The sequence below is a fragment of the Qipengyuania flava genome (assembly GCF_019448255.1).
In the GTDB taxonomy this organism is placed as follows: domain Bacteria; phylum Pseudomonadota; class Alphaproteobacteria; order Sphingomonadales; family Sphingomonadaceae; genus Qipengyuania; species Qipengyuania flava_A.
Genome location: NZ_CP080410.1, coordinates 1,807,749 through 1,823,636 on the forward strand (window position 1 = coordinate 1,807,749; position 15,888 = coordinate 1,823,636).

14 protein-coding genes are annotated in these 15,888 nt (G+C 64.8%); 3 read left to right on the plus strand and 11 right to left on the minus strand.

Annotation, left to right across the window (positions count from 1 at the left end; translation table 11 throughout):
* The 8 genes from KUV82_RS08920 to KUV82_RS08955 form a co-directional block, all read right to left on the minus strand.
* Positions 1 to 519 carry a GNAT family N-acetyltransferase gene (locus KUV82_RS08920; protein WP_375541242.1) on the minus strand — a complete coding sequence of 173 codons (519 nt, stop codon included), beginning with the start codon at positions 517 to 519 and terminating at the stop codon, positions 1 to 3.
* Positions 503 to 2,071, minus strand: a complete 1,569-nt coding sequence (locus tag KUV82_RS08925; protein WP_258319699.1) for a long-chain fatty acid--CoA ligase — start codon at positions 2,069 to 2,071, stop codon at positions 503 to 505. Before KUV82_RS08925 ends, KUV82_RS08920 begins: the two co-directional genes overlap by 17 nt.
* Before the next feature lie 63 nt (positions 2,072 to 2,134).
* The gene (dnaE, locus tag KUV82_RS08930; RefSeq protein ID WP_219953949.1) at positions 2,135 to 5,611 is read right to left on the minus strand and encodes a DNA polymerase III subunit alpha; all 3,477 of its coding nucleotides are present in this window, start codon (positions 5,609 to 5,611) and stop codon (positions 2,135 to 2,137) included.
* Positions 5,612 to 5,686: 75 nt separating this feature from the next.
* Complete coding sequence (locus KUV82_RS08935) at positions 5,687 to 6,166, minus strand: glutathione peroxidase (RefSeq protein WP_219953950.1); 480 nt, start codon at positions 6,164 to 6,166, stop codon at positions 5,687 to 5,689.
* Between the two features lie 7 nt (positions 6,167 to 6,173).
* Positions 6,174 to 6,695 (minus strand): hypothetical protein, encoded by a 522-nt coding sequence (locus KUV82_RS08940; RefSeq protein ID WP_219953951.1) that lies wholly within the window; start codon positions 6,693 to 6,695, stop codon positions 6,174 to 6,176.
* 81 nt (positions 6,696 to 6,776) lie between these two features.
* Positions 6,777 to 7,055 carry a hypothetical protein gene (locus KUV82_RS08945; protein ID WP_219953952.1) on the minus strand — a complete coding sequence of 93 codons (279 nt, stop codon included), beginning with the start codon at positions 7,053 to 7,055 and terminating at the stop codon, positions 6,777 to 6,779.
* 48 nt (positions 7,056 to 7,103) lie between these two features.
* Positions 7,104 to 7,778 carry an ABC transporter ATP-binding protein gene (locus KUV82_RS08950; RefSeq protein WP_219953953.1) on the minus strand — a complete coding sequence of 225 codons (675 nt, stop codon included), beginning with the start codon at positions 7,776 to 7,778 and terminating at the stop codon, positions 7,104 to 7,106.
* Entirely contained in the window at positions 7,771 to 9,012 is a 1,242-nt protein-coding gene (locus tag KUV82_RS08955) for a lipoprotein-releasing ABC transporter permease subunit (RefSeq protein ID WP_219953954.1), read from the minus strand. Before KUV82_RS08955 ends, KUV82_RS08950 begins: the two co-directional genes overlap by 8 nt.
* Positions 9,013 to 9,194: 182 nt before the next feature.
* Here KUV82_RS08955 and purF point away from each other — a divergent pair, with 182 nt between their 5' ends.
* The 3 genes from purF to KUV82_RS08970 all read left to right on the plus strand — a co-directional run bounded on the left by purF (position 9,195) and on the right by KUV82_RS08970 (position 11,837).
* Positions 9,195 to 10,667: an amidophosphoribosyltransferase gene (purF, locus tag KUV82_RS08960; protein ID WP_219953955.1), complete on the plus strand. Its 1,473-nt coding sequence runs from the start codon at positions 9,195 to 9,197 to the stop codon at positions 10,665 to 10,667.
* Entirely contained in the window at positions 10,664 to 11,377 is a 714-nt protein-coding gene (locus KUV82_RS08965; RefSeq protein ID WP_219953956.1) for an SDR family NAD(P)-dependent oxidoreductase, read from the plus strand. The genes purF and KUV82_RS08965 overlap by 4 nt, the downstream gene beginning before the upstream one ends.
* A gap of 112 nt (positions 11,378 to 11,489) precedes the next feature.
* Positions 11,490 to 11,837 (plus strand): PilZ domain-containing protein, encoded by a 348-nt coding sequence (locus tag KUV82_RS08970; RefSeq protein WP_219953957.1) that lies wholly within the window; start codon positions 11,490 to 11,492, stop codon positions 11,835 to 11,837.
* Positions 11,838 to 11,964: 127 nt separating this feature from the next.
* On the opposite strand, the gene KUV82_RS08975 is transcribed toward KUV82_RS08970, so the two are convergent.
* From KUV82_RS08975 to KUV82_RS08985, 3 genes are read right to left on the minus strand one after another with little or no spacing between them, the layout of a single operon-like run.
* Positions 11,965 to 13,209, minus strand: coding sequence for a serine hydrolase domain-containing protein (locus KUV82_RS08975; protein WP_309148071.1), 1,245 nt, complete (start codon positions 13,207 to 13,209; stop codon positions 11,965 to 11,967).
* Positions 13,206 to 14,450, minus strand: coding sequence for an SAM-dependent methyltransferase (locus KUV82_RS08980; RefSeq protein WP_219953958.1), 1,245 nt, complete (start codon positions 14,448 to 14,450; stop codon positions 13,206 to 13,208). Before KUV82_RS08980 ends, KUV82_RS08975 begins: the two co-directional genes overlap by 4 nt.
* Positions 14,451 to 14,488: 38 nt before the next feature.
* Positions 14,489 to 15,883: a cryptochrome/photolyase family protein gene (locus tag KUV82_RS08985; RefSeq protein WP_219953959.1), complete on the minus strand. Its 1,395-nt coding sequence runs from the start codon at positions 15,881 to 15,883 to the stop codon at positions 14,489 to 14,491.
* Positions 15,884 to 15,888 lie beyond the last annotated feature (5 nt).

Below are 15,888 nucleotides of genomic sequence, written 5' to 3' on the forward strand. Positions count from 1 at the left end.
TTACCTGGCCTCGGTCAGATCGCGTTGCATGTAGACGGTATCGAGTTTGCGGCCGAACTTGTAGCCCACATTGCGCATCCGGCCCGCCTGGAGGAAGCCGAGTTTTGCGTGGACGGCAAGAGAGGCAGGCTCCCCGCCGCCGGCAACCGCGATCATCTGTTCAAAGCCGCACGCCCGTGCCGCCTCCACCAGCGCGCCGAGCAACTCCGTACCCAGCCCCGCGCCTGTGTGCCTCTCGGCGATGTAGATGCTGTCCTCGCAAGTGTGCGCATAGGCCGGGCGGTCGCGGAACTGGGTCGCGTAGGCATAGCCGCCGACCTCGCCCGCGTGCTCGATCACGAGGAACGGCCACCCGCGCTCAAGGACGTCGGCGATCTTCGCACGCCAGAAGCTCTCTTCCGGCGGCACGGTGTCGAAGGTCGCGGTGCCGTGCTCGACGTGAAAGGCATAGATCGCCTGCACCGCCGCCGCGTCATCGGCGGTGGCGGTGCGGACGATGGCGTCAGCCAAGCGTGTAATCCGCAAAGCGGGAGCGCAGGTCCTTCTTGCTGATCTTGCCGGTGGCGGTGTGCGGGATGTCGTCGACGAACTCGACCGCATCGGGCAACCACCACTTGGCAATCTTGTCGGCGAGGAATGCGGTGATGTCCTCGCCGCTCACGTCCTCGCCTTCCTTCTTCACCACGAACAGCACCGGTCGCTCGTCCCATTTTGGGTGCGGCATCCCGATGCAGGCCGCCTCGGCGACCGCGGGGTGGCCGACAGCGGCGTTCTCGAGCTCGACCGAGCTGATCCATTCGCCGCCCGACTTGATCACGTCCTTGGTGCGATCGGTCAGCTGCAGCGTGCCGTCGGGATGGATGATGCCGACATCGCCTGTGTCGAACCAGCCGTCCTCGGTCACCGCGTCGTGCTCGGCCTTGAAGTAGCGCTTCACCACCCAGGGCCCGCGGATCTGCAGAGCGCCCGAGCTTTCGCCGTCGCGCGGCAGGACCTTGGTCGGATCGTCGAGGTCGACGATGCGCAGTTCCACGCCGAAGATCGGGCGGCCCTGCTTCATGGTCTTTTCGACCTTCTCCTCGAAACTGAGCTGGTCCCAATCGTGCGTCGGCCCGCCGACGGTGCCGATGGGAGACGTCTCGGTCATGCCCCAGGCGTGCTGGACGCGGGTGCCGTTCTTCATCAGCCGCTCGATCATGAAGCGCGGCGCGGCCGAGCCGCCGATGGTCGCGGCGCGCAGGGGCGGCAGGTCGATGCCTTCCTTGTCGCAATACTGGAAATGGGCGAGCCAGACGGTCGGCACGCCGGCGCTGTCGGTGACGCCTTCCTTCAGCATCATTTCGTGCAGCACGGCCGGATCGTTGACGGCCGAGAACACGAATTTGATCCCCGCCATCGCGCCTGCGTAGGGCAGGCCCCAACTGGCGGCGTGGAACATCGGCACGACGGGCAGCATCACGCTGGATGCGCTGAAGTTGAAGGTGCTCGGCTGGAGGCCGGATACCGCGTGCAGGATGGTCGAGCGGTGTTCGTACTGCACGCCCTTGGGATTGCCCGTGGTGCCGCTGGTGTAGCAGATCATGCACGGATCGCGCTCGTCGCCATCAACCCACTCGAACTCGCCATCCTGCGCGCCGATCCAGTCTTCGAAGCTGGTCGTGTGCTCGGAGCTGTCGAAGCAGATGTAATGCTCCACGCCCGGCCACTTGTCGCGCATCTTGTCGATGATCGGCTGGAAGGCCGCATCGTAGAGCATGACTTTGTCTTCGGCGTGATTGACGATGTATTCGAGCTGGTCCTCGAACAGGCGCGGGTTGCAGGTGTGCAGCACGCCGCCCATCCCGGCGACGCCGAACCAGCTGACGAGATGGCGCGCGTGGTTCATCGCGAGACTGGCAACCTTGTCGCCCTTCTTGAGGCCGAGCGCGAGCAGCGCCTGGCTCATCTTCTTCGCATCGCGGTGCACGCCCGCCCAGGTGGTGCGGGTTTCGCTGCCGTCGGCCCAGCGGGTGACGATATCGCGGGTCGGGGCTTCACGGGCAGCGTGGTCGATCACATGCGAAATCCGCATGCTCCAATCCTGCATCGCGCCAAGGGACATATTCTCTCCTCTCACCTATCAGGCCCAATTAGCCTAGGCGACGAGGCGCAGATTTGCCTTCCCCCGTCGCGCGGTCAGCTGCACCTTGGCAAGGCCGGGCACGCTTGCCAAGCGTTCCGCAAGCTCTCCATCGATAGAAAAGCTACGGCCCAGCCGCATGACGGGTGGGGCCGCATCGCCGGTGAGCAGCGTGGCAAGCACTTCATCGCCGCCCGCGCCGTCATCGCCAAGCTCCAGCGCCAGCTGGGTGAGCGCCTCGACCGTCTCGACCTCCAGCGTGAGCAGCATGGCCATGCTGCCCTTGACCGCCTCCAGAGGCACCGCCCCGCGCACGGTGATGCGCGGCGGTTCGTCGGGGCTCGGGCTGTCGAGTTCGACATCGAGCTTCACGCAGGTCTGGTTGTCCGCCCATTCGAGGAATCGGTCGACCAGGCTTTCCTCGAAACAGGCGGCGCTGAACTGGCCGGAGCTGTCGGAGAAATCGGCCCGGATGAAGGGTTTGCCGCGCTTGGTCGTGCCCTTGCTGACCTTCTCGACCATCGCCGCCATGACCGCGCCCGCGCGGCCGCCGGGAGGCGCGCCGCCGGCCATCAGCGAAGCGTAGCTGCGCGCCCCTTGCGCGCTGGCCACCTGGCGCCAGGCTTCGACAGGGTGCTCGGCGAAATAGAAACCGAAGTTCTCCTTCTCGCGCGCCATCTGGTCGGCGCGCGGCCAGGGTTCGGCCTCCTTGAGGCGCAGCGTGTCCTCGACCGGGGAATCCTCCCCGCCGAACAAACCGCCCTGCCCGCTTGAGCGTTCGCGTTCGGCCGCATCGGCAACCGCCAGCAGCATGTCAGCGTTGGCGAACAGCTTGGCGCGGTTGGGCTCGAATTCGTCCAGCGCGCCGGCGCTGATGAGCGCTTCCAGCTGGCGCGAGTTCATCGAACCCTTTGGCAGGCGTTCGAACAGGTCCTTGAGGCTTTCGAATGGACCCGCCGCCTCGCGTTCGCCCACGATCGCTTCCATGGCGCGTTCGCCGACATTGCGAATGCCGGCCAGAGCGTAGCGCACGGCGTAACCCTCGTCGGTCTGCTCGACCGTGTATTCGGCTTCCGAATGGTTGAGCGAGGGTGCCAGCACCCGGATGCCGCTGCGCCGCGCATCGTCGACGAAGACCGCCAGCTTCTCCGACTGGTGCATGTCGAAGCACATGGACGCGGCGTAGAATTCCTCCGGGTAATGCGCCTTCAGCCATGCGGTCTGGTACGCAAGCAGGGCGTAGGCGGCGGCGTGCGACTTGTTGAAGCCGTAGCCGGCAAACTTGTCGATCAAGTCGAACAGCGCGTTCGCCTCGGCCTTCTCGATGCCGGAAACCTCCTTGCACCCGTCGACAAAGCGCTGGCGCTGGGCGTCCATTTCCGCCTGCACCTTCTTGCCCATGGCGCGGCGCAGCAGGTCGGCGTCGCCAAGCGAGTATCCGGCGAGGATCTGCGCGGCCTGCATGACCTGTTCCTGGTAGACGAAGATGCCATAGGTCTCGGCGAGGATGCCTTCGAGCTTGGCGTGCGGGTATTCGATTGCCACCTCGCCCGCCTTGCGCTTGCCGAAGAGCGGGATGTTGTCCATCGGACCCGGACGGTAGAGCGAGACGAGCGCGATGATGTCGCCGAAATTGGTCGGCTTCACCGCGGTCAGCGTGCGCCGCATGCCTTCCGATTCCAGCTGGAACACGCCGACCGTGTTACCCGCCTTCATCAGCTCGTAGACCTTGGGATCGTCGAGCGGGAGCTGCGAGAGATCGATGTCGATCTCGCGCTTCTTGAGGAGATCGGTCGCCTTCTTGAGCACCGAGAGCGTCTTCAATCCGAGGAAGTCGAATTTGACGAGGCCGGAGCTTTCGACATTCTTCATGTCGTACTGCGTCACGGGCATGTCCGAACGCGGGTCACGGTAAAGCGGGACGAGCTTTGCCAGCGGCCGGTCGCCGATCACCACACCCGCCGCGTGGGTCGAGCTGTTGCGCGGGAAGCCTTCGAGCTGCATCGCAAGGTCGACGAGGCGCTTCACCTCGTTGTCGTTGTCGTATTCGCGCTTGAAATCGGCTGCGCCATTGAGGGCGCGCGGGAGCGTCCAAGGGTCGGTCGGGTGGTTGGACACCATCTTGCACAGGCGATCGACGTGGCCGTAGCTCATCTGCAGGATGCGCCCCGTATCGCGCAGCACGGCGCGGGCCTTCAGCTTACCGAAGGTGATGATCTGGGCGACGTGGTCCTGCCCGTACTTCTGCTGGACGTAGCGGATCACCTCGCCGCGACGCGTTTCGCAGAAGTCGATATCGAAGTCGGGCATGGAAACGCGTTCCGGGTTGAGGAAGCGTTCGAACAGCAGGCCCAGCTGGATCGGGTCGAGATCGGTAATCGTCAGCGCCCAAGCGACGAGGCTGCCCGCACCCGAACCACGGCCCGGCCCAACCGGAATATCGTGGTCCTTCGCCCATTTGATGAAGTCGGCAACGATCAGGAAGTAGCCCGGAAAGCCCATCTGGTTGATGATGTCGACTTCGAATTTCAGTCGGTCGAAATAGACCTTGCGGTCTTCCTCGCTCATCTCGCCATAGGGTTCGAGGCGGGCTTCAAGGCCCTTGCGCGCGTCTTCCTCCAGCATCCGCGCCTCGCCTTCGAGGTCGCCGGCAAGGCTCGGAAGGATCGGCTTGCGATAGGGCGGCGCGTAGGCGCAGCGCTGCGCGACAACGAGCGTGTTCTGCATCGCTTCGGGCAGGTCGGCGAAGGCCTCGTCCATCATGTGGAAGGTCTTCACATAGCTTTCCGGGTTCGACCGGGCGCGTTCCTCGGCTTCGACATGGGTCGACCCGGCAATGCACAGCATGGCGTCATGCGCCTTGTGCATATGCGGTTCGGCGAAGTTTGCAGGGTTGGTGGCCACCAGCGGCAGGTCGCGCGCATAGGCAAGGTCGATCAGAGCGTCTTCCGCGCGCTCCTCGACCTCATTCCCGCGCCGGGCAAGCTCGATGTAGAGCCGATCCGGGAAGAAGCCCTGCAGCCGATCGAGCAGCGCTTCGGCGTGGTCCTTTTGACCTTCTGCAAGGAGGCGCGTCAGCCCGCCTTCGCTGGCGCCGGTGAAAGCGATCAGCCCGTCGGTATGCCCTTCGAAATCGGACATGCGCACATGCGGTTCGAATTCGAGCGGGCGGTCGAGGTGGGCCTTGGAGACCAGGTGGCAGAGGTTGTCATAGCCCGCCTCGTCCTGCGCGTAGAGCGGCAGGTAGTCGACCAGCTTGCCTTCCTTGTCGCGTGCAACGCCCAGCAAGGTGCCGATAATCGGCTGGATGCCTTCCGCCTTGCAGGCGTTGGCGAACATGACCGCGCCATAGAGCCCGTTGCGGTCGGCAATCGCCATCGCGGGAAAGCCGCGTTCCTTTGCCAGCTTCGCCATCGCCTTGGGATCGATCGCGCCTTCCAGCATGGTGTAGGCGGACAGAATACGAAAAGGGACGAAGGGCTTGAACGGCATGGCCCCAATATGCGGATTGCGAGCGCGATTCTCCAGTGGGCGGCCCGCCCAATTCTCCACAGGCTGTGGGCGGATTTAGAGGAGCTTTTCGATGTCCTTGGCGATGGTCTTAGGCGCATCGGCCGGGCCGTAGCGCTTCACCACATTGCCCTCGCGATCGATCAGGAACTTGGTGAAGTTCCACTTGATCGCCTTCGACCCCATCAGGCCCGGCTTTTCCGCCTTCATCCAGTCGAACAGCGGGCTGGCGTTGTCGCCGTTCACATCGACCTTGGCCATCAGCGGGAAAGTGAGGCCGAAATTGACCTTGCAGAATTCCGCAATCTCGCCCGCATCGCCCGGTTCCTGGTTGCCGAACTGGTTGCACGGGAAGGCGAGGACTTCGAAATCCTTGTCCTTGTAATCCTGGAACAGCTCTTCCAGCCCGTCGTACTGCGGCGTGAAACCGCATTTGCTGGCGGTGTTCACCACCAGCAGCACCTTGCCGAGTTTCTCCTTGAGATCGAGTTCCTCGCCCTTGTTGGTGGCGACGGTGAAATCGGCAATCGTGGTCATGGCGGCGCTATTCCTTGCGGCGGTAGATGTAATCGAAGGCGTCCGACCAGCTTCGTCCATGGTCGGCGCTCGCCTGGCCGTACTGGCGCACGCTGCCGTCCGCTTCAAGCGTATAGGTCATTCGCACCAGCATAGGATTTCCTTGTGCGTCCTTGCCCCAGTAACCGGTGAGCACCATTGCGCCATCGACGGGGCCGCCGTCGAAGAACACGCGGCCCGGCTGCCCACCGACCCACAGCTGGTGCCACCCGCCGGTGACCGGATCATAGGTGCTGATGCTGGTCCCGCCGCGCCCCTGGAACGGCATCCAGGTTTCGCGAATGGCGCAGCCAGCGCCCAGTTCCTCGATACGGCTGTCGGCAACCTGCTGGTCGCTGCCGTTGGGAAAAACGTTCCACTCGCCGATCCAGAAGTCGAAGGCGTCGTACTTCTCGCCCGTACACGAGGGCGGAGGCGGCGGCGTGGCCTGAGCGGGTGCGCTCGGTGTGGCGGCTTGCGCAAGAACGAGCGCGAATGCGGCGGTCAGCATGATTGTTCTCCCCTGATCCCGCCCTCATGCGCGCCGCGCCGCAACCGCGCGAGGACCTATCGACGGGGAGCGAACTGCACCCTACGAGCGCGGAAAATCGGGATGCTCGGCAAGGCCGGTGACCTCGTCGGCATGGTATTCGCGGTCGCCGGCTTTCTGGATGTAGAAATCCTTCCGCTCGTCTTCGGGCATCAGCATCATGTGCTTGATCAGATCGGCAAACGTGCCCGAACGCAGGCCCTTCGCACCGTCGAGCACGCCGTCGCCATCACCAACCCGGTGAAGGCTGGCGCGGTCGTCCCAATCGATGCCCTTGCGGTGCGTATTGGCAGCTTTGAATGTGCTGGGATGGTCGGTCATGGAGGGTCTCCTTCGACCAACCAACGGATAAGACGGCTAGTGGGTCCGCTATTCCAGCACGCCTTCGTGCAGACGCACGATGCGGTCCATCTTCTGCGCGAGCCGTTCGTTGTGGGTCGCGATCAGCGCGGCGCTCCCCTCGCCCCGGACGAGGTCAAGGAACTGGGCAAGGACCTTGTCGCTGGTCGCCTCGTCGAGATTGCCAGTGGGTTCGTCCGCCAGCACCAGATCGGGCTTGTTCGCAAGACCGCGCGCCACGGCGACGCGCTGCTGCTCGCCGCCCGAAAGCTGGCTCGGCCGGTGGTCGAGGCGATGCTCGAGGCCGAGCGCCACGAGCAGCTTCTCGGCGCGCGAAGTGGCCTCCTCGCGCGATCCCCCGGCGACAAGCTGGGGCAGCACGACATTCTCGCGCGCATCGAAATCGGGCAACAGGTGATGGAACTGGTAGACGAAGCCGAGATGGTTGCGGCGCAGCTCGGTCCGGGCGCGCGAATCCGACTTTTCGGCCGAGTGGCCCGCAATCACGATCTCGCCGCCGAACCCGCCTTCGAGCAGACCCACCGCCTGCAGCAGAGTCGACTTGCCCGAGCCCGATGGGCCGAGCAGCGCGACGATCTCGCCCGGCTGGATAGTGAGGTCCACGCCGCGAAGAACGTCGATGCGCACCCCGCCCTGTTCGAAGCTGCGGGTCAGCTTCTTCAGTTCGACGACCGGACTACTCATAGCGCAGCACCTGTACCGGATCCGTGCTCGCCGCCTTCCAGGCCGGGTAGAGCGTGGCGAGGAAGCTGAGCACCAGCGCAAGGACGACGATCATGGCGACCTCGACCGGGTCGGTCTTGGACGGAAGCGTGGTGAGGAAGCGCACTTGCGGATCCCACAGCTCCACGCCGGTCAGCCAGCCGATAAAGGCCGTGATCTGCTGGCGGAAGGTCAGGATCACGAAGCCGAGGATGAGGCCCGCGACCGTGCCGATCGCACCAACCGTGAAGCCGGTCGTCACGAAGATCTTCATCAGGCTCGCCCTTGTCGCGCCCATTGTCCGCATGATGGCGATGTCGCGCGTTTTTGCGCGCACCAGCATCACCAGGCTCGACAGGATATTGAAGGCAGCCACAAGGACCATGAAGCTGAGCGCGAAGGCCATGGCTGCGCGTTCCACCTGCAGGGCTTCGAACAGGGTGGAGTTGATCGTCTTCCAGTCGGACACGACCGCCCTGCCCGCGACCGCGCGTTGCACCGGTTCGAGGATTTCGCCCACGGCATCGGCGTCCTCAACGGTCACCTCGATCATGCCGACCGTCTCACCGATCAGCAGCAATGTCTGCGCGTCCTGCATCGGCATGACGACGAAGGCCCCGTCATAGTCGTAAACCCCGACCTCGAAGATCGCGGCGACTTCGTAGCCGACCTGGCGCGGCACCGTGCCGAAGGGGGTCGAGCGGCCCTGCGGGTTGATGATGGTGATCGTATCGCCCACCCGCGCGCCGATGTTTTCCGCAAGGCGCACACCGATTGCGACCTTGCTGGCACCGGGCTGGAGCGCCGCGAAATTGCCGGCCACGGCCTTTGCCGAAAGCTCGGCGATATCTTCCGCGGTGTTGCCGCGCACCAGGATCGCCTCGACGCGGCCATTGAAGCTGGTGAGGAGCGGCTGCTCGATCAGCGGGGAGGCATCGACAACGCCGGGCGTTTCTTCCACGCGCTGGAGAACATTCTCCCAGTCATCCAGCCTGCCGCCATAGGCCTGCACGATGGCGTGGCCGTTCAGCCCCACGATCTTGTCGAGCAGTTCGGCGCGGAAACCGTTCATCACGCTCATCACCACGACGAGCATGGCAACCGAGAGCATGACGACACCGATGGAGATGCTCGCCACCAGCGCAATGAACGCTTCGCCCTTGCCCGGAAGCAAATAGCGTTTGGCGATCATCCATTCGAAGGGTGAGAGGAGCAAGGCGGCCCTTTGCCTGTGTTTCTATGCCGATAGGTCCCAAGGCGTGTAGGCAGGCGAAGCTTGCCGTGCAATGAAATCGTGCAACGCGGTCGTGGGCATTCGTCGCTCTACCCTTGTAATCGGGCCGTAACATCGCCATTGGGGCGCGCATCCCGATTAGCCGCGGCAGACAGGCCTTTTCGATGAACCTCACCCACCCGTTTTTCGACGAGGATGGCGACAAGCTGCGCGAAGAGTGCGGCGTGTTCGGCGCGATCAACGCGACCGACGCGGCGGCTGCTACGGCGCTCGGCCTCCACGCCCTCCAGCACCGCGGCCAGGAAGCGGCCGGCATCACCAGTTTCGACGGGGCCGAGTTCTTCACCCGTCGCGGGCTTGGCCATGTCGCGGAAAATTTCTCCACCCAGGAAGCGATTGCCGAGCTGCCGGGCAATATGGCGGCCGGCCATGTGCGCTATTCGACCACCGGGGGTGCTGGCCTCAGGAACGTCCAGCCGCTCTATGCCGATCTTGCCAGCGGCGGCTTCGCGGTCGCCCATAACGGCAATATCTCCAACGCCGGCATGCTGCGCGACGACCTGGTGCGGCGCGGCTCGATCTTCCAGTCGACCAGCGACACCGAGGTGATCATCCACCTCGTCGCCACCAGCCGCTATCCCACGATCATGGACCGGCTGATCGACGCGCTGCGCCTCCTCGAAGGCGCCTACGCGCTGATCGTGATGACGCCTGAAGGCATGATCGCCTGCCGCGACCCGCTCGGCATCCGTCCGTTGCAGATGGGCCGGATCGGCGATGCCACAGTCTTCGCCTCCGAAACCGTGGCGCTCGACGTTGTTGGCGCGCAGTTCGTGCGCCAGGTCGAGCCGGGCGAAGTGATCAAGGTCGACTTCGACGGCAATGTCGATTCGCTCCACCCCTTCGGCAACCACTCGCCGCGCCCCTGCATCTTCGAGCACGTCTATTTCAGCCGACCGGATTCGGTCTTCGACGGGCGCAGCATCTACGAAGCGCGCAAGGCCATCGGGGCCGAGCTTGCCCGCGAAAAGCCGGTCGAGGCGGACCTTGTCATTCCCGTGCCCGACAGCGGCGTGCCCGCGGCCATTGGTTACGCGCAGGAGTCGGGCATTCCCTTCGAACTCGGGATCATCCGCTCGCATTATGTCGGGCGCACCTTCATCCAGCCGAGCGACGGCGCACGCCACGCGGGCGTGAAGCGCAAGCACAACGCCAACCGCGCGCTGGTCGAAGGCAAGCGCATCGTGCTGATCGACGACAGCATCGTACGCGGCACCACCTCGATGCAGATCGTCGAGATGATGCGCGATGCCGGCGCTGTCGAAGTCCATTTCCGCGTAGCCAGCCCGCCGACCGCGCACAGCTGCTTCTATGGTGTCGACACGCCCGAACGATCCAAGCTGCTCGCCGCGCGCATGGACGTGGAACCGATGCGCGAATTCATCCGCGCCGACAGCCTTGCCTTCGTCTCGATCGACGGCCTCTACCGCGCTGTTGGAGAGAAGCCCCGCAATTCGAGCTGCCCGCAATTCTGCGACGCCTGCTTCACCGGCGACTATCCCACCTCGCTGACCGACATGGGCCGGCGTGAGGAAAAGCAGGGCGAACTGGTTCTGCCGGTCGAGGCCGCCGAATGAGCACCAAGCCGCTCGAAGGCCGCCTTGCCCTCGTTACCGGGGCGAGCAAGGGGATCGGCGCTGCAACCGCCAAGGCTCTTGCTGCGGCCGGCGCCCATGTCGTCCTGACCGCGCGTGATGTGCGCGCGCTCGAAGCGGTCGAGGACGCCATCCATGAGGCCGGCGGGGCCTCCACCATTGCGCCGGTGGACCTTGGCGAAAGCGATGGCATCGCCCGCCTTGCATCCGCGATCGCGGGGCGCTGGGACAAGCTCGATTATCTCGTAATTTCGGGTGCTTACCTGCCGACCCTCACACCGGTTACGCAGATCGACGGCAAGCAATTGAGCCAGGCGCTGACGGTCAATTTCCTCGCCACCCAGGCGCTGCTCGCCAATTTCGATCCGCTGCTCAAGCGGGCGGACGCTGGCCGGGTCATCGGCCTCACCAGCAGCGTGGGCGCGACGCCGCGCGCCTACTGGTCTGCCTATGGCGCGACCAAGGCCGCCTTCGACAACCTCATCGAAAGCTACGGACAGGAGGTCGAGAAGGTCTCCAAGGTCCGCACCGCGCTGATCGATCCGGGCGCGACTCGCACCGATATGCGCGCAAAAGCCTACCCCGGCGAAGACCCGAAGACGGTGAAAGACCCAGAAGTGGTCGCAAATCGCCTCGTCGAGCTGCTTGTTAACGATTTCGAGGGTTTCCACCGAGAGCGCGTGGAAGGATGAGTTAACCAATTGCGGTGACGAAGCCGCAACCCTGATGCGAGAGATTCCAGCAAACACGCCGCCTACGCGCGCGTTAAGATTGAGCCGGAATTTTCGAGGAAGGGCGTACGCCATGATCCACCAGTCGCAAGACCGCTACCAGCTGGCAGCACAGGAAGACCGCTGCGCGCCGCGCACCAAGCTGACCATTCCGGGCCAGCTGCGCGCCAGCGGTGGCCGCGCCTTCCAGACCGTCGTCCACGACCTGTCGATCTCGGGCTTCTCGGCCGCCGCCCTCAACCGCATGCACGAAGGCCAGCTGTGCTGGCTCACCCTGCCCGGCCTCGAAAGCCTGCAGGCACAGGTCGTGTGGTGGGAAAACTGCATGGTCGGCTGCGCCTTCAGCGAGCTCCTGAGCCCGATCGTGCATGACAGCATCCTCGCCCGCTACAGCGGCGAAGGCGCCTACCGCCCCTACTGATGACGCCCTAGGCGGCATCCGACCCTCTTGGCGGCGACCTCTGGGCGCTGGCCTGAACCTTCGTCCGGATCGCCGTCGGTGGCGGTGCGCCGTTTCCCCGGCCACCGTCACCACTCGTTTCGTGCGGTCAGTCGTCCAGCGCTTGGGCAATCTGGCCGACGAGCGTGCGGAATCCGTCGCGATGCGCGTTGCTCGTCGCGGTCTTCCAGTTGCTGACGATCGCCACGACAAGGTCCTCTTCCGGGACGATGGTGATGGCCTGGCCGAAAATGCCCTGCGCGCCGTAGGTATCGCCGGGATAGGTCCACCACTGGTAGCCATAGCCAAAGCCCGGAGCCGCGGCGCCGAAATCGACCAGCGGAGAGCCGGCAGTCTCGAACCAGCCGCCGGGCACCATGCCCTTGCCCCCTTCGAGCGCGAATTGTCCCATGCGGGCATAATCGACGAGGCGCAGCGACAGGCAGCACCCGCCGATATTGCCGCCGGTGAGGTCCTGCATCCAGAACAGCCCGCCTTCAAAGCCGGCCGGCTCGACGATCTTCTCGGCAGCGTAGGCGGCAAGCGGCTTGCCGGTCGCCTCTTCGACGATGAGACCGAGGAGGTTCGTCTCGAGCGTCTTGTAGACCCATTTCTCACCCGCCGGCGCTTCGCGCTTCAAGGTGCGCGCATAGGTCACTGCCTGCGATTCCCCCGCGACCGGCGCAATGGCGAGCATCTTAGCGACATCACTGTCCGGATCGGTGTAATCCTCGTTCCAGGCGACGCCCGAGGTCATGCTGGCAATCTGGCCGACGGTGACGCCTTCATAGGCCGTACCCGCCAGCGCCGGGATGATATCGGTCACCGGGGTGTCGATGCTGGCAATGCTGTCATCGGCGATTGCCGCGCCGAGCAGGGTCGAGGTGAAGCTCTTGGCGACCGAGAAGCTGGTCCAGCGGTCGGTCGGGCCAAGACCAAGGCCATATTCCTCGGCGACGATCTCGCCACCTTTCAGGACCATCACGCCCGCAGCGCTGGTTTGGTCCATATACGCACGGATCGCCTGCTGCACGCCAGCCGGAAGGGTCTGCGCCGAGCGCGGGAGCATCCGCGGCGAGCTTGCCGGAGCAACCTCCAGTCCCGGGAAGAGGCTTTCCATGTCGCGGAAGGCGGCCGAACGGCGCTCGTCGCTCCAGAACAACAGCGAATCGGAAGGGTCCATGCTCGCCATCTGTTCGGGCATCGACTGGGTGACAGCCGGGATCGAAGCAGGTGCCGCGACCGGTGCCGGAGCGGGCGCGCTTGCGACCGGCGGCGTATCCGCCCCGCCGTAGCTGGCCGAACAGGCCGACAGCACCAGCGCAGCGCTCGAAATCCACAGAGCTCGCATCATTTCTCTCCCTCTTTCACCAGCGTGACCTGGTGCACGTCGATCCCGCCTCCACGGAAACCGCCTTCGCAATACATTAGGTAAAAGCGCCAGAGGTCGCAAAACTGGGCGTCGAACCCGGGCGGCAACTGGCCATCGGCCTCCGCCGCATCGAAGCTGCGACGCCAGGCTTTCAATGTCTCGGCGTAGTCGAGCCCGAAGTCGCGCTGGTCTTGCCAGGCAAGACCGCGTTGTTCGGCCAGTTCGCGAAACTCGCTGGTGCGGATCAGCAGGCCGCCGGGGAAGATATAGGCCTGGATGAAATCCGCGCTCTTGGCGTAGGAATCGAAGAGATCGTCGCGGATCGAGATATACTGGATCGCCGCGCGCCCGCCCGGCTTCAGGTTGCGCGCGATGCAGTCCATGAAGGTCGGCCAGTATTCGCGGCCAAGCGCCTCGACCATCTCGACCGACACGATGGCGTCAAACTGTCCCGCCGTGTCGCGGTAATCCTGCTTGAGGAACTGCGGCCCCTCGTACCGCGCCCGCGCCCAGGCCAGCTGTTCGTCGGACAGGCTGATCGCTGTGACGTCACTGCCCCGCGACGCAAGAAAGCCGGCGAGCGCGCCCCAGCCGCAGCCGATCTCCAGCACCGTCGGTGCCTCGCCAATGCGTGACGCCAGCGCGTCCCACTTGCGCCGCTGCGCCTCTTCCAGCCCGTCGCGCCCGACGTCGAGCGCGGAGGAGTAGCTCATCGTCGCATCGAGCCAGGGTTCGTAGAAATCGTTGCCGAGGTCGTAATGCGCGCTGATGTTCTTGCGCGCGCCTTCGTGCGTGTTGCGGTTGAACACATGCGCCAGCTTCAGCGCATGGCGGAACGGGCCCTTGGCGCGCGCCGTATCGCCGAGACGCGCGGCGTGCTGCATGAACAAAGCGAACAGCGGCACGGGATCGGGGCTCCACCACTCGCCCGCTTCCCACGCCTGGTACCAGCCGACCGAACCGTTGCTGGCAAGCCGCACCAGAGCGTTCCAGCTGCGCAGCTGCACTTCGCATTCGAAGCCCGGCGCGCGCCCGCCCAGCGTCGTGCGAGTGCCGTCGGGCAGCACCCCGTGAATGGTCCCCGAGGTCAGCGAAGCATCGATCCGCTTGATGATCTTGCCCATGGCGGGCGAGGTCATGCGGGCAAACCAGCCGGGCTTGCGCGCAAAGCGCTGCGATCCGGAAATGAGGGCGCGGCCGCGGGGTGTGGTCTGCATGTCCATTGCCCGCCGCTATTGCGCGCGGGCGCGGCGGAGGCAAGCTAGTCCTTGCTGGCTTTATACGCTTCCAGTGCCCGCTCGCGCGCTTCTTTGTGGCCGATCATCTTCTTCGGGTATTTGCCGCGCTTGTGATCAGGCGGATCGTGGATCTCGCTGTCGGAAAGCTTCGCCAATTCGGGGACATACTCGCGGATGTAGCCGGCGGCGTCGAACTTCTCGCTCTGGGTGAGCGGGGCCATGATCCGCACGAACATGTTGCTGTCGACGCCGGTGCCCGAAATCCACTGCCAGTTGACGCCGTTGTTGCCATAATCGGCGTCGACCAGCGTATCCCAGTACCACTGTTCGCCGAAGCGCCAGTCGATCAGCAGGTGCTTCACGAGGAAGCTGGCGCAGATCATTCGCACGCGGTTGTGCATCCAGCCGGTCTGCCACAGCTGGCGCATGCCGGCATCGACCACCGGATAGCCCGTCATGCCGCGTTGCCAGCATTCAAGATCCTGCTGGATCAGGTGACCGGCGTTCGGGTTCCGCCACAAGGTGCGCTCGTCGTAGTCGCGGTAGCTTTCCTTCGGATAATCCGGGAACTGGTCGATCACGTTCTGGGCGTAGTCGCGCCAGATGATCTCCTTGGCGTAGGTCTTCCACCCGTCGGAGCGCTTGTCCTTGAGCGCGTGCCACACCTGCGCCGGGCTGATTTCGCCCCAGTGGAGATGCGGCGAGAGGCGCGAGGTGATGTCCTCGGACGGCAGGTTGCGGCCCTCGTCGTATTCGGCGACGCGGTCGGTCCACCAGTCGAGCCGGTCGTGAGCGGCCTCTTCGCCGAACTCCCAGAAATCGCGGATGCCGCCGGCCCAGTCGGGCTTGCTCGGGAGCAGGTCCCAATCGGCCAGCTCGTCGCTTTCGGGCCAGCTACCCGGCGAATGGATGGTTTCGGGCGCGGGCAGCGGATCGCGCGGCGGCATGCGCTCGAGCATCGCTTTCGAGAACGGCGTGTAGATCTTGTAGGGATCGCCCGAGCCGGTGGTGACGCTGCCGGGCGGGAGCAGGTAATTGCCATCGTAGAGGCAGAGCTTGCGATCCTCGCCCAGAGCGTCCTTCAGCTCGTCCTCGGCCTCCTTCCACCACGGCTCGTAATGGCGCATGGCGTGGATGCAGGTCGCGCCCACCTCGTCGGCAATGGCGGCGAGGATCTGCGGCGCATCACCCTTGCGCAGCACGATCCGCGAACTGCGGCTGCCGTAGCTCTTGCCCAGATCCTCGAGCGAATGGTGCAGCCAAACGAGCGAGGCCCCGCCATAGGCGTGGTCGCCCGCGCGGTCCTGGTCGAGGACAAAGACCGGGATGACGGGTCCCGCCTGCGCGGCGGCGTGGAGTGCGGGCTGGTCGGCCATGCGCAAATCGCGCCGCAGCCAGACGATCTGTGGTGAGCTCATGGGAT